Genomic DNA, 13,412 nt, shown 5'->3' on the forward strand with positions numbered 1-13,412 from the left:
CCGACCACACGCTTACGCGCTTACGCACTCACATACTTACGCACTCACATACTTACGCGCTTACAGACGAGGAGTCGAGCTTTCAGTAGCGTCATCCGCGAATTGCATGGCAACTTTGGTGTCTCATCTTGTGAACGGCGCCGTGTGTAGGTACGGTCAGAATAACTCCAAGCGACGAGGCCTGGGTCAACCTGCGGTTTACCAACCACGGTTGTGAGGATCGCTTGAGCGTGGCTTACCGGCATACGCAACGGCAGATCGGAGAAACGATGAGTACCACCGTGCCCGTAAAAGCCCAGAATGTAGCGGCTGAGAAGCCGAACCCTGAGTTTGTGCAGCTTCTGAATGCTGAAGGAACTCGGCTCAGTGATGACACCTACGATCCTTGGGTCTCCGACGTCACGGGTGATCAACTGGCGAGTCTCTATGAAGACCTCATCATCGTGCGCCGCATCGACACCGAAGCCACTGCTCTGCAACGGCAAGGCGAACTCGGATTGTGGCCGCCACTCTTCGGTCAAGAGGCCGCCCAGGTAGGTTCTGCTCGCACACTGCGGCCCGACGACTTTGTCTTCTCGAGCTACCGCGAAAATGCTGTCGCATATTGCCGAGGTGTCGCACTGCAGGATCTGGTGCGAGTCTGGCGCGGCACCGCGGCCTCCGGCTGGGATCCATTCTCCGTCGGCATGGCCACTCCGGCGGTCATCATCGGGGCCCAAACGCTCCATGCCACTGGATACGCGGTCGGCTGCAAAAATGACGGCGTCGATAGCGTCGCTGTGGCCTATTTCGGTGACGGTGCCACCAGCGAAGGTGATGTCAGCGAAGCAATGATCTTTGCCGCCTCATTTAACGCTCCCGTGATCTTCTTCTGCCAGAACAACCAGTGGGCAATCTCCGAGCCGGTGGGGTTGCAAGCCCAGCGCCCCATTGCTGAGCGGGCCCCAGGATTCGGTATTCCGAGCATCCGCGTCGACGGCAACGATGTTCTTGCCGTGATGGCGGCAACGCGAAGCGCCCTCGATCGTGCGCGCAATGGCGGCGGACCCACTTTCATCGAAGCCGTGACCTACCGCCGTGGGCCGCACACCACCTCTGATGACCCGAGCCGTTATGTCGATCCGGTGGTTGCGAAAGAGTGGGAAGCGCGGGATCCGATCGCGCGCGTCGAAGCGTTCCTTCGCAGCGAGGGAATCCTCACCGACGAGCTTGCGGCATCCATTCAGAGCCGAGCAGATCAGGTGGCAGCTGAGTTTCGTCACGGCTGTATTTCACTGCAGAACCCGGAGCCGCTCAGCGTGTTCGACAACGTGTATGCGACCGAACATTCTGGGATCGCCCGTCAAAAAAGCCAGTACAAGGCCTACCTAGAGGGGTTTGAGAAATGACTGAACTGACTTTGGCAAAAGCTCTTGGCTCGGGATTGCGTCGAGCGCTCAGCGACGACGAGAAGGTCGTGCTGCTGGGGGAAGACATCGGCAAGCTCGGTGGCGTTTTTCGTGTGACCGACGGGCTGCAGCGAGATTTCGGCACCGAACGCGTCATGGACACGCCGCTTGCCGAAGCCGGAATCATCGGTATGGCGGTGGGGCTCGCCTTCCGTGGCTATCGTCCGGTCTGCGAGATTCAGTTTGACGGCTTCATCTACCCGGGCTTTGACCAAATCGTGGCTCAGGTAGCCAAACTGCACTATCGCACCGCCGGAAACGTGCGCATGCCGCTGACGATCCGGGTGCCCTACGGCGGAGGGATCGGCGCCGTTGAGCACCATTCGGAGTCGCCCGAAGCGTACTTCGCGCACACCGCAGGCTTGCGCGTCGTCACGTGTTCGACACCGCAGGACGCGCACAGCATGCTGCGCGAAGCGATCGCCTCTGATGACCCCGTGCTGTTTTTTGAACCCAAGCGCCGCTACTGGACCAAGGGCGACGTTGACGAAGATGCCGTCGGGCTGCCCATGGGCACAGCGCGCGTCGTGGTTGAGGGCACGGATGTGACTCTTGTCACCTATGGCCCGCTGGTGGCAACGGCTCTGGATGCCGCAGAGGCGGCAGCCAATGAGGGCATTTCTGTCGAGGTGGTTGATTTGCGTTCGCTCTCCCCGGTTGACTTTGACACCGTTTCGGCGAGCGTGCAGAAGACGGGGCGACTAGTCATCACTCACGAGGCGTCAGAGTCGGGCGGTTTGGGTGCTGAGATTGCGGCGACACTGACCGACCGTTGTTTCTACTACCTTGAGGCGGCCCCGGTGCGGATCACCGGGTTTGATGTGCCGTATCCACCGGCAAAGTTGGAGGAGCACTTTTTGCCCGACCTTGACCGCATTCTCGATGGGGTTGATCGCGCTCTTGGTCGCGTCAACTCGCTCACCGGGTGGAGTGCGTAATGGCCGTCAAGGAGTTTGCTCTGCCCGATCTGGGGGAGGGTCTCACGGAGTCAGAGCTTGTGGAGTGGCACGTTGCTGTCGGCGATATGGTCACCTTGAATCAGCCGATTGCCGAAGTGGAGACGGCGAAAGCCATTGTGTCGCTTCCGTCACCGGTGGCGGGCAAGATTTCCGCGCTGCACGCCGAGCCTGGCGCCACGGTCTTGGTGGGCACTCGCATCGTGACGTTTGAGCTCGACGGTGCCGCGGACAGCCCTGATGCCGACGATGACGCCAAGAAAAGCGCCTCTCCAGAAAAATCAGAGACGACAGAGGCGACAGAGACGACAGAGACGACAGAGGTGGCAGCTCCCTCGGGTGCTCCGGAACGCAACTCGGTGTTGGTGGGCTACGGCCCTGCCGTCGAGAGTGAGAAGAGGCCGACGCGCAAGGCTCGTACTTCGAAAGCAGAGGCGGAGGCAGCCGTTCAGGCAGATGTGCCGCCCGGTGCACGCACAAAGAGCACGCCGCCCGTGCGCAAGCTTGCGCACGATCTCGGTGTCGACCTCACGACACTGTCGGGGTCGGGGCCGGATGGGGTGATCACGCGCGATGACGTTTCTCAGGCGGCCGACGCCGGATCTCGTAGTTCTGGTCTGGACCGAAAGCAAAGTTTCCCTCAGTCAACCTCGATAATCGGTGCGGCGAATGCCCGGCCGCGCGAGCAGCGCACCCCAATCAAGTCGGTGCGCAAAGCGACGGCCGCTGCGATGGTGTCGAGCGCGTTCACCGCACCTCATGTCACCGAATTTCTGACTATTGATGTGACTGAAACCATCGAGCTTGTGGCGCGGCTGAAGGCTGCGGGCTCTGCGGCATCCGTTCTCGCTGTTGTCGCAAAGGCACTGTGTATTGGTGTCGCGCGAAACGCCTCGCTCAATTCACGGTGGGATGCTGAGGCGAGCGAGATCATTGAGTTTGGCTACGTAAATCTGGGTATTGCGGTCGCCACTCCGCGCGGGCTCATGGTGCCAAATCTCAAGGATGCCGGCGCGCTGAGCCTCGCCGAACTAGCGGCTGCGATTAGCGCGACCGCGCGTGATGCTCGCGAAAGCAAGGCCACCCCGGCGTCGCTGAGTGGGGGGACTATCTCCATTACGAACGTCGGTGTGTTTGGAATCGACGCAGGAACCCCCATCCTGAACCCCGGCGAAGCGGCGATTCTTGCCGTCGGGGCGGTGCGCAAGAGGCCGTGGGAGTTCCACGGCGAGGTGGCTCTGCGTGACGTCATGACTCTCAGTTTGTCGTTCGATCATCGACTCGTTGATGGGGAGCAGGGGGCACGTTTCCTCACCGACGTTGGGGCGATTCTCAGCTACCCGGGCACTGTTCTGAGCATGGTGTGACCTAAGAGGTGGCCGAGACAGGTAAGAATGGTCTTATGACCGAGAATCTCGACCCTGCTCCGGCCACCGCTTCCAGCGCCTCGACAACCTCGACCGCCTCGAGCCCGCGAGTATCGCGCCGGTTGTTGGGGGGACTGTTTGCTCTTGCGGCGTTTGTGATTGCTGCCGATCAGCTGAGCAAGTGGTGGGCAGAGACAAATTTGGAGCTCGGGGCCCCGGGAATTCCGGTGATCGGTGACTTCATCTCGTGGCAGCTGATCTACAACCCCGGTGCCGCGTTCTCGATTGGTGAAGAATTCACCTGGGTGCTCACGATATTTGCCGCGTTCGCCGTGGTTGCGATCACCTGGTACTCGTGGCGTGTTGAGTCGCGTGCGTGGGCTGTCGCACTCGGTCTGCTGCTCGGCGGCGCAATCACGCACCTCGGCGACCGCCTCTTTCGTGACCCCGGATTCGCGCGCGGGCACGTCGTCGATTTCATCAATTACAACGGATATTTCATCGGCAACATCGCCGATATTGCCCTCGTCGGTGGGGCCATCATGATTGTCATCATTTCGCTCATGGGCATCGCGAGCAAGCCTGAACCTATCAAGGCGAGTGCTTCGGATGCCGCGGCTGACTAGGCACCAGTAGCGCTTCTAACAGGAGAAGAAGGTCAACGATGGATCATTTCGATGCGGTTGTCATTGGCGCGGGAGTGGCGGGCTTGACCGCGGCTCGGCTGCTTGTCAAGGCTGGCCGTCGTGTTGTGGTGCTTGAGGCGCGAGATCGCGTTGGCGGCAGGGTGTTCACCGATCGCGCTGACGGCTTTGTCACCGATCTGGGGGCATCGTGGATTCACGGGGTCACCGATAACCCGGTCGCGCAGGCGGCGGAGGCGTTCGGAATGCCCACGGTGGAGTTCACGGTTGGCAGCTACCAACCAGATGGTCGCCCCATCGCCTACTACGATTCCAGCGGTCAGCGACTTTCGGATGACGCGGCACAGGCGTTCGCGAATGATATTCACGCGCTCGACGAGACCCTTGCCGAGGTAGTCGCCAAGTCGGCAGCGGATGACTCCTACCGCGACGTGACCGAGATCGCGCTTGACCGTCAGGGGTGGGATCACGATCGCGCTGAGCGCGTGCGGGAGTTTCTGCAGCACCGCACCGAGGAGCAATACGGGGCGTGGATTGACGACCTTGCCGCCCACGGTCTCGACGAAGACGTTGTCGACGGTAATGAGGTGGTGTTTCCCGAGGGCTACGATCGTCTCGCCACGCACCTCGCGGGCGGACTCGACATCCGCTTCGAACACGTGGTCGGGCACGTGCGATGGTCGCCAGAGGGAGTCACGATCACCACCGATCGCGGCGTTCTGAAGGCAGACCACGCCGTTGTGACGGTGCCGGTCGGAGTTCTCAAGTCGAAAGACTTCGTCATTGAACCTCCACTGCCGGAACCGAATGTGGGTGCGCTAGAGCGGCTCGAGATGAACGCCTTCGAGAAGGTTGTTCTGCGGTTTTCTACTAAGTTCTGGGATGACGATGTCTATGCGATCCGACAGCAAGGGCCCGAGGGTCGCTGGTGGCACTCGTGGTATGACCTCACAATGCTTCATGGCACGCCGACACTGCTGACTTTTGCCGCAGGCTCGGCGGCCAGAGAGATCCGTCAGTGGAGCGAAACCCAGATTGTCGACTCTGTTCTTGTTCAGCTGCGCCGTCTGTACGGCGACCGGGTGGAGCAGCCGAACCGTGTCACCATCACGGGATGGCAAGACGACCCCTTCGCTCAGGGCTCCTACGCCTACATGCTGCGCGGCTCGACGACAGCCGATCATGACGACCTCGCGACGCCCATTGGTGGCGTGCTGCACATCGCGGGCGAAGCTACCTGGACGGATGATCCCGGGACGGTCACTGCGGCGCTCTGCTCCGGTCACCGCGCGGCATCAACCATCCTGAAGCGTGCAGTTCCCATCGCTGAATTGTGGGCGCAACCACCAGTGCCATCAGCGGAGGGCGACTAAGCGGTCAGTGCTGCTAGCGCCATCCGCTCGAGTACCGCACGTGTCGCTCCGGCGCGCCCGCTGTGCGGCGTTGAGTTGATAAGGCCGAAGGTGGCATGGGCGCGGGTGCGCAGCTCGGTGGTGCTGGCGTCTGGAGTGAGACGGGCGAGGGTAGCGACCCACAGTTCCACGTAGCTGCGCTGGAGCGCGCGAACGGTGTGCCGATCCTCATCGGTGAGGCTGTTCAAATCGCGGTCTTGCACGCGGATGACGTTGGCATTGGTGAGGGCAAAGTCCACATGAAATTGCACGAGACTTTCCAGCGCCACCCGAGCTGAGGGTGCGGACTCGATCACGGTCTGCGCTCCGGTGCAGAGGTTGGCGCTGGCATCCACGAGCATCGCGGCAAGGACGGCCTGCTTGCCGTCGAAGTGGCGGTAGACGGCGGGACCGCTGACGCCTGCTGCGGCTCCAAGATCTTCGAGGGAGACCCGAGTGAATCCGCGGCCTGCGAAGAGGCTGGCGGCGGCATCGAGGAGCGCTTCTCGACGATCCGCTTTCGCTTGGCTTCGCAGGGTCGGCATCTCGGTCATGCTCAGAGTCTAGACAGTTCGGTTAATGATCGCTAACCTAATTTAGTTAGTAGTGACTAACCCAAGTGGCCACAAGCCACGCAGAGCGAAGGTTTTTGATGGAGAGAATTTCCACAGCCGCCAGGCCGTCCCATCCGACGTTCGTGGCAAACGACGAGTCAATGCGTGCTCTCGTGGAGCAATTGCGCGAGCGAATCGCAACGACGGCTCTCGGCGGTTCGGAGAAATCTCGCGACCGGCACGTCTCGCGCGGCAAGTTGCTGCCGCGCGATCGAGTCGATGAGTTGCTCGACGAGGGTAGTCCTTTCATTGAGATCGCACCGCTCGCGGCCAACGGAATCTACAACGACGATGCCCCGGGTGCTGGCGTTATCGCTGGTATCGGCCTCATCCACTCCCGCCCGGTTCTCGTCATCTCCAACGATGCGACCGTCAAGGGTGGCACCTACTTTCCGCTCACCGTCAAGAAACACCTTCGGGCTCAAGAGATCGCGCTCGAAAACAAGCTTCCCTGCGTGTACCTCGTCGACTCGGGTGGCGCTTTCCTGCCGATGCAAGACGAAGTCTTTCCGGATCGTGATCACTTTGGCCGCATCTTCTACAACCAGGCTCGGCTGTCGGCAGCAGGCATCCCGCAGATCGCGTCGGTCATGGGTTCGTGCACTGCGGGTGGCGCGTACGTGCCGGCGATGAGTGATGAGACGATTATTGTGCGCAATCAGGGCACAATCTTCTTGGGTGGTCCGCCGCTCGTGAAGGCGGCGATCGGTGAGATTGTGACGGCTGAAGAATTGGGAGGGGGAGACGTTCACGCCCGAACCTCAGGGGTCACAGATCATCTCGCCGACGACGACCGCCATGCTTTGCAGATTGTGCGCGACATCATTGCGACAATTCCGAAGCCCGCCGCACCGGCCTGGGATGTTGTCGAATCACGCCCGCCATCCGTCAACCCTGATGAACTCTACGGTGTCGTGCCGACCGACGTGCAAAGCCCCTACGAGGTGCGTGAAGTAATTGCTCGTCTGGTGGATGGCAGCGAGTTCCACGAGTTCAAAAAGGAGTACGGCACGACCCTCATCACGGGCTTCGCGACACTGCACGGGCATCCGGTCGGCATCATTGCCAATGCTGGTGTTCTGTTCAGCGAATCGGCGCTCAAGGGCGCGCACTTCATCGAGCTGTGCGACCAGCGCGGCATCCCGCTGCTGTTTCTGCAGAACATTTCGGGATTCATGGTCGGCAAGGAATATGAGGCCGGCGGCATTGCCAAGAATGGCGCCAAGATGGTCACCGCCGTCGCTACGACGCGTGTTCCTAAGTTCACGGTCGTCATCGGTGGATCATTCGGTGCTGGTAACTACTCGATGTGTGGACGCTCCTACTCGCCGCGTTTCTTGTGGATGTGGCCCAACGCCCGCATCTCGGTCATGGGCGGCCCGCAAGCTGCCGCGGTGCTCTCGACGGTGCGCCGCGACCAACTGGGCGAAGACGAGTTCACCGACGACGACAAGGTCGCATTCGAGAAGCCCATCCGCGAGCAGTACGAACGCCAGGGCAGCCCCTACTATTCGACCGCCCGACTGTGGGATGACGGAATTATCGACCCCAAAGACACTAGAGACGTGCTCGGCATGGCTCTCGATATCGCTGCGGCCACCCCGCTGCCTGAGCCGGGCTTCGGCCTCTTCCGGATGTGATGGCTATGTTCTCTGCTGTTCTGGTCGCCAATCGTGGTGAAATTTCCTGTCGCATCACCCGCACCCTGCACTCGATGGGCATCCGTTCCATTGCCGTTTACACCGAGCACGACCATGACGCGAAGCACGTGCGGGTGGCAGATGCTGCCGTCCTGATCGGGAGCTACCTCTCGGTCGAAGAGATCGTTGCTGCCGCACATGCCATTCCGAGCATGAACGCTGAGGCGATTCATCCGGGCTATGGATTTCTGTCGGAAAACGCGCACTTGGCCGAAGCTTGTGCAGCAGCAGGGGTGACTTTCATCGGCCCGGGCGTGGACGCGCTCACCATCATGGGCGACAAGATCGCCTCGAAGAAGCATGTGACCGAGCGTGGTGTCGCGGTAATTCCCGGTGTCGCTGAGCCGGGCATGACCAACGATGATCTTGTGGCTGCGGCCGATGAGGTGGGGTTCCCGCTGCTGATTAAGCCATCTGCGGGTGGTGGCGGCAAGGGCATGACGATTGTGCGCGAGCCCGCGGCAGTAGCCGACGCTCTCGCCTCTGCTCGCCGCGTGGCCAGTGCTGCGTTCGGCGACGACACCCTGTTTCTCGAACGTCTCGTGGAGAAGCCGCGCCACATCGAGGTGCAGGTTCTGGCCGACAGCCACGGCACGACGATCCATCTGGGGGAGCGCGAGTGCTCGTTGCAGCGCCGCCACCAGAAGATCATCGAAGAAGCGCCGTCACCGCTACTTGACGAAGCAACCCGGCAGCGTATTGGTGAGGCGGCGTGTGAGGTTGCGCGCAGCGTCAACTACGTCGGAGCCGGAACAGTTGAGTTCCTTGCCTCCGATAATTCGCCAGACGAGTTCTTCTTCATGGAGATGAACACCCGACTGCAAGTGGAGCATCCCGTCACGGAGATGGTCACGGGAATCGACCTGGTGGAGTGGCAAGTGCGCATTGCGGCGGGCGAGAAGCTCACGGTGGAGAAGCCGCAGCTCACCGGTCACTCGGTCGAGGCCCGCATCTACTCAGAAGATCCCGCCAACGACTTCCTACCCTCGGCCGGTCGAATCATCGCACTGTACGAAGCCGACGGCGCTCATTCAAGCAGCGTGCATTCAGACGGCCTGCATTCAGACGGAGTGCATTCAGACGGAGTGCGTGCAGGCAGCGTGCGCGTCGATAGCTCGCTCGTTGAGGGTGGCACGGTCTCCGCGAACTACGACCCGATGCTAGCGAAGGTGATTTCCTACGGCGCAACACGTGACGAAGCGTTCACGGCCCTCGACCGAGCGCTGGCCGACACCGTGATTCTGGGCGTCACCACAAACATCGAGTTCTTGAGGGCGCTCCTGGCTCGCGATGATGTTCGGGCAGGTGCGCTGGATACGGGTCTTATCGAGCGGGCGCTGGCCGAGATCGAGTTCGCGGCCCCGAGCCCTGCCGTGCTTGCTGCGGCGGCCCTGAGCATCCATTCTGATCATTGGATGTCGGGCTCACCCTGGCAGCAACCGAGCGGTTGGAGAGTCGGCAAGCATCGCCCCGCCCGCTACCGTTTTGAGTGTGCTGGGACTGTGCACGAGGTTCTAGTTGCCGGGCCGCCCAGCGCAGCGCAAGTCACGGTCGCGGACCAAACCACCCCGGCTCGCCTGACGAGTACCGGTATCGAGTGGGGCACCCTCAGCATCCCGCTCACAATCGCTCGAGATAGCGCGCGCGCAGCATCCGACACTTCCACCATCTGGGTTGCCCAGCAGGGCACCTCGTTCTCGCTGATTGAGCAGAGCCGCGCGGAGTCGTTGGCCACCCACCGCGCAACCCTCGCCCGGGTCGCTGGCGTTGTCGATCCCGAGCTTCGTTCGCCCATGCCCGGCACCGTGGTTGCGGTTGCTGTTGCCCACGGTGACACGGTGACTGCCGGTCAGACGGTGCTCACGATTGAAGCCATGAAGATGGAACACCCCGTCGTTGCGACCCTCGATGGGGTTGTCGACATTAGTTTGAAGCCTGGCGATCTGGTCACACGCGATCAGATCGTTGCCCGAATCGAATCGCCACAAGCGAGCACTGAAGGAGAAACCCCATGAGCCATGTAGTCACCCACCTCGGTCTCACCGATGATGAGAAGAAGCTGCAAGCGGACGTCCGCCACTTTGCCGACACCGTTGTCGCCCCGGCGGCGTACGAATACGACACGAAGCGTGAACTGCCGTACGAGATCATCGCCCAGATGGGGGAGATGGGGCTTTTCGGTTTGCCGTTCCCGAAGGAGTTCGGTGGGCAAGGAAAAGATTATGTTTCGCTGTGTCTAGCAGTTGAGGAGTTGGCTCGGGTCGACCAGTCAATCGCGGTCACGCTTGAAGCCGGTCTCGGCCTCGGCGCTATGCCGATCTTCAAGCAGGGCACTGATGCGCAAAAGCAGGAGTGGTTGCCGATGCTCGCGCGCGGTGAAGCCCTCGCAGGGTTCGGCCTAACCGAGGCGGAAGCCGGCTCTGATGCTGCAGGCACCAAGACCACGGCGGAGCTTGTCGATGGCGAATGGGTCATCAACGGAACGAAGCAATTCATCACCAACTCGGGGAGCAAGATCACCAAGCTGGTGACCGTTACCGCGGTGACGGGTCGCCGCGATAACGGCAAGCCTGAACTGAGCGCCATTCTGGTTCCCAATGGCACGCCCGGTTTCACCGTGCACCCGCCCTATGACAAGGTCGGCTGGCACACCTCCGACACGCATCCGCTGTCGTTCGACAATGTGCGTGTTCCCGAAGCGAACCTTCTGGGTGAGCGCGGCCGCGGTTTCGCGAACTTCATCGAGACGCTGGACGAGGGTCGTGTTGCTTTTGCGGCACTCTGCACGGGGGCCGCGCAGGGCTGCCTCGAGGAGTCGATCCGTTACGCCAACGAACGCCATGTCTTCGGTCGTTCGATCGGCTCGAACCAGCACATCGCGTTCAAGATTGCGCGGATGCAGGCACGGGTACATTCGGCACGCTTGGCTACCTACGATGCAGCCCGCAAAATGGTTGCGGGTATTCCTTTCAAGGCGGAGGCGAGTTTGGCGAAAATGATCAGCAGCGAGGCGGCGATGGATAACGCTCGGGATGCCACTCAGATCTTTGGCGGCTACGGCTTCCTCAACCAAACGCCTGTCGCTCGCCACTACCGCGACTCCAAGGTGCTTGAGCTCGGCGAGGGCACCACCGAGGTTCAGCTGATGGTTATTGCCCGCGAGTTGGGATTCGCCACACTATGACCGGCAAACGTATTCAGCAGCGCGGCCTCTGGTTCGACGAGTTCGAGGAGGGTGCGGTTTACCTGCACGCGCCCGGTCGCACCGTTACTGAGGCCGACAATGTCTTCTTTACGACGCTCACAATGAACACGCAGTCGTTGCATTTGGATGCTGCGTGGTCGGCGGAGCAACCTTTTGGGCAGCGCTTGATGAATTCGATGTTCACGCTCTCGACGATGGTGGGGGCATCCGTGGCTCAGCTGACGCAGGGCACGATTGTGGCGAACTTGGGTTTCACTGAGGTCAACTTTCCGCATCCGCTTTATCACGGCGACACAATGTATTCGGAGAGTGAAGTGCTGGAGAAGCGGCTCTCGAAGTCGCGCCCCGGCCAGGGCATCATCTCGCTGCGGCACACTGCCAAGAACCAAGAGGGAGTTGTTGTTGCTGTGGCAACTCGCTCGGTAATGGTCTGGACTGAGGAGAACGCACCGTGAGTTTCACCCTAGGTCCGTCGATTCTGTTTGTTCCGGCTGATCGCCCGGATCGCTATGCGAAAGCTCTGGAGCGCGCGGATGCCATCATTATTGACCTTGAGGATGCTGTTGCCAGTGTCGACAAGGCTGAGGCGCGCAAGGCACTCATCGCGAACCCGATGGATCCGGCACGCACGATCGTGCGGATCAACCCCGCCGGCACGCAGGACCACGACAGTGACCTCGAAGCTCTCGAGCAGACCGACTACCGCACCGTGATGCTGGCGAAGGCGGAGTCGGTTGCTGACTTTGATGCGTTGACCGAGCTCGATGTGATCGCACTGTGCGAGACCGCTCGTGGTGTGCTCGCTGCGACAAGTCTCGCGTCGCTCGATTGCGTGGTTGCTCTTATGTGGGGTGCGGAAGATCTCGTTGCTTCGCTCGGTGGTACTTCGTCACGCGAAGACGATGGGCCGTATCGCGGCGTGGCGCTCCATGCGCGTTCGTCGGTTCTGCTCGCGGCCGGTGCCTATTCGAAGGCCGTGATCGACGCGGTGCATCTCGATATTTCCGACACCGATGGCCTCGGTGCTGAGGCTCGGGATGCTGCAGCGCTCGGGTTCACCGCGACGGCCTGCATCCATCCCTCACAGGTCGCGGTTGTGCGTGAGAGCTACGCGCCGACGGTCGAGCAGATCGCGTCAGCGCGGGCACTTCTCGCCGCAGCGGAAACGCAGCTCGGCGTCTTCAGCTTTGAGGGTCGGATGGTCGATGGGCCCATCCTGCGACACGCCGAGTGCGTTGTTGCGCGGGCGGGGTTGCGGGAGGCTTAGCTGAGACTCGCACACGTTTTCGGGAGTGCGAAGCATTGCCGATGCGGACTGTCGCGGAGTTTCAACGAAGCTTGAGCTCCTTAGCTAGTGCATCTGTATCGGCTGCGCCCGGAGGGCCTGCATAGCCGTTTTGTGCCATAACTATGAGTTCTTGGCCAGACTTCAGCGGGAATGCTCTGGCGGTGCGGCTCGGGGTCGCCCATTTCACGTTGAGGTCACGCCCGGGCTTGAGGTCCAACCGACGCGGTACGTCGAACCACGGTTTGCCGAAGGCAAAAATGAAACTGGAGTTGAGCTCTCCCAACGGATCAAGGACGAACTCGCGGAGCGCGTCTGCGGGTGGGGTCATTGACCCGGTTACGCGGGAAGAGTGGTACGGATACATCTCGAAGAATACGCCGTTGGACATCTGCCACTCGGATCGCTCAAACAAACGTTGAGCGAACTTAAATCGGTTGCGGTAATAGGTATTCCGGCCGTGAATCGATTCCCAAAGCTCGCCAACGTACGGCGCTGTGGATGCCCAGTCGTGATAGCTCATCGACTTCAGTTGCTCAACGAAGTAGCCGCCGTGCGCTTGGAAGCGTGGCACGGCACCACCCGGGTTTAACCCGAGCATAATCATCGGTGCGTCATTACCAATCAATTTTCCCGTATACGGTTCCGGAAATACGTCCAGGCGTACAGCGCCCTGGCCCTTACCTTGATACGACTTGAACCAGGCGCGGAGGCGCTCTGGCACCTCGAGATCTCCACCAATCCAGCGTTCGGTTTCGCGATTCCAAAACTCCACGAGATCATCGAGTGCAGACATATGCCA

General features: G+C 61.0%; 12 protein-coding genes. 10 read left to right on the top strand and 2 right to left on the bottom strand.

Annotation, left to right across the window (positions count from 1 at the left end; genetic code table 11):
• Nucleotides 1-269 precede the first annotated feature (269 nt).
• Genes pdhA through FB472_RS12775 form a run of 5 tightly spaced genes read left to right on the top strand, consistent with a single transcriptional unit; the run spans nt 270 to nt 5,788 of the window.
• Nucleotides 270-1,388, top strand: a complete 1,119-nt coding sequence (pdhA, locus tag FB472_RS12755; protein ID WP_141991205.1) for a pyruvate dehydrogenase (acetyl-transferring) E1 component subunit alpha — start codon at nt 270-272, stop codon at nt 1,386-1,388.
• Nucleotides 1,385-2,386 (top strand): alpha-ketoacid dehydrogenase subunit beta, encoded by a 1,002-nt coding sequence (locus FB472_RS12760; protein WP_141991206.1) that lies wholly within the window; start codon nt 1,385-1,387, stop codon nt 2,384-2,386. The genes pdhA and FB472_RS12760 overlap by 4 nt, the downstream gene beginning before the upstream one ends.
• Nucleotides 2,386-3,771, top strand: a complete 1,386-nt coding sequence (locus tag FB472_RS12765; protein ID WP_141991207.1) for a dihydrolipoamide acetyltransferase family protein — start codon at nt 2,386-2,388, stop codon at nt 3,769-3,771. The genes FB472_RS12760 and FB472_RS12765 overlap by 1 nt, the downstream gene beginning before the upstream one ends.
• A 35-nt stretch (nt 3,772-3,806) precedes the next feature.
• Nucleotides 3,807-4,397: a signal peptidase II gene (locus FB472_RS12770; RefSeq protein ID WP_141991208.1), complete on the top strand. Its 591-nt coding sequence runs from the start codon at nt 3,807-3,809 to the stop codon at nt 4,395-4,397.
• Between the two features lie 38 nt (nt 4,398-4,435).
• On the top strand, nt 4,436-5,788 hold the full coding sequence (locus FB472_RS12775; RefSeq protein WP_141991209.1) for a flavin monoamine oxidase family protein: 1,353 nt from the start codon (nt 4,436-4,438) through the stop codon (nt 5,786-5,788).
• Here the strand turns inward: FB472_RS12775 and FB472_RS12780 are convergent.
• Complete coding sequence (locus FB472_RS12780; protein WP_141991210.1) at nt 5,785-6,360, bottom strand: TetR/AcrR family transcriptional regulator; 576 nt, start codon at nt 6,358-6,360, stop codon at nt 5,785-5,787. The genes FB472_RS12775 and FB472_RS12780 overlap by 4 nt on opposite strands.
• A 98-nt stretch (nt 6,361-6,458) precedes the next feature.
• Here FB472_RS12780 and FB472_RS12785 point away from each other — a divergent pair, with 98 nt between their 5' ends.
• From FB472_RS12785 to FB472_RS12805, 5 genes are read left to right on the top strand one after another with little or no spacing between them, the layout of a single operon-like run.
• Nucleotides 6,459-8,060: a carboxyl transferase domain-containing protein gene (locus FB472_RS12785; RefSeq protein ID WP_141991211.1), complete on the top strand. Its 1,602-nt coding sequence runs from the start codon at nt 6,459-6,461 to the stop codon at nt 8,058-8,060.
• Nucleotides 8,060-10,135, top strand: a complete 2,076-nt coding sequence (locus tag FB472_RS12790; RefSeq protein WP_141991212.1) for an acetyl/propionyl/methylcrotonyl-CoA carboxylase subunit alpha — start codon at nt 8,060-8,062, stop codon at nt 10,133-10,135. The genes FB472_RS12785 and FB472_RS12790 overlap by 1 nt, the downstream gene beginning before the upstream one ends.
• Nucleotides 10,132-11,304, top strand: a complete 1,173-nt coding sequence (locus tag FB472_RS12795) for an acyl-CoA dehydrogenase family protein (RefSeq protein WP_141991213.1) — start codon at nt 10,132-10,134, stop codon at nt 11,302-11,304. The genes FB472_RS12790 and FB472_RS12795 overlap by 4 nt, the downstream gene beginning before the upstream one ends.
• On the top strand, nt 11,301-11,780 hold the full coding sequence (locus tag FB472_RS12800) for a MaoC family dehydratase (RefSeq protein WP_141991214.1): 480 nt from the start codon (nt 11,301-11,303) through the stop codon (nt 11,778-11,780). The genes FB472_RS12795 and FB472_RS12800 overlap by 4 nt, the downstream gene beginning before the upstream one ends.
• Nucleotides 11,777-12,592: an HpcH/HpaI aldolase/citrate lyase family protein gene (locus FB472_RS12805; protein WP_141991215.1), complete on the top strand. Its 816-nt coding sequence runs from the start codon at nt 11,777-11,779 to the stop codon at nt 12,590-12,592. Before FB472_RS12800 ends, FB472_RS12805 begins: the two co-directional genes overlap by 4 nt.
• Before the next feature lie 61 nt (nt 12,593-12,653).
• Here the strand turns inward: FB472_RS12805 and brig1 are convergent, their stop codons facing one another.
• The gene (brig1, locus tag FB472_RS12810) at nt 12,654-13,406 is read right to left on the bottom strand and encodes an anti-phage DNA glycosylase Brig1 (RefSeq protein ID WP_141991216.1); all 753 of its coding nucleotides are present in this window, start codon (nt 13,404-13,406) and stop codon (nt 12,654-12,656) included.
• Between the last annotated feature and the right edge of the window lie 6 nt (nt 13,407-13,412).

The organism is Rhodoglobus vestalii (genome assembly GCF_006788895.1).
In the GTDB taxonomy this organism is placed as follows: Bacteria; Actinomycetota; Actinomycetes; order Actinomycetales; family Microbacteriaceae; genus Rhodoglobus; species Rhodoglobus vestalii.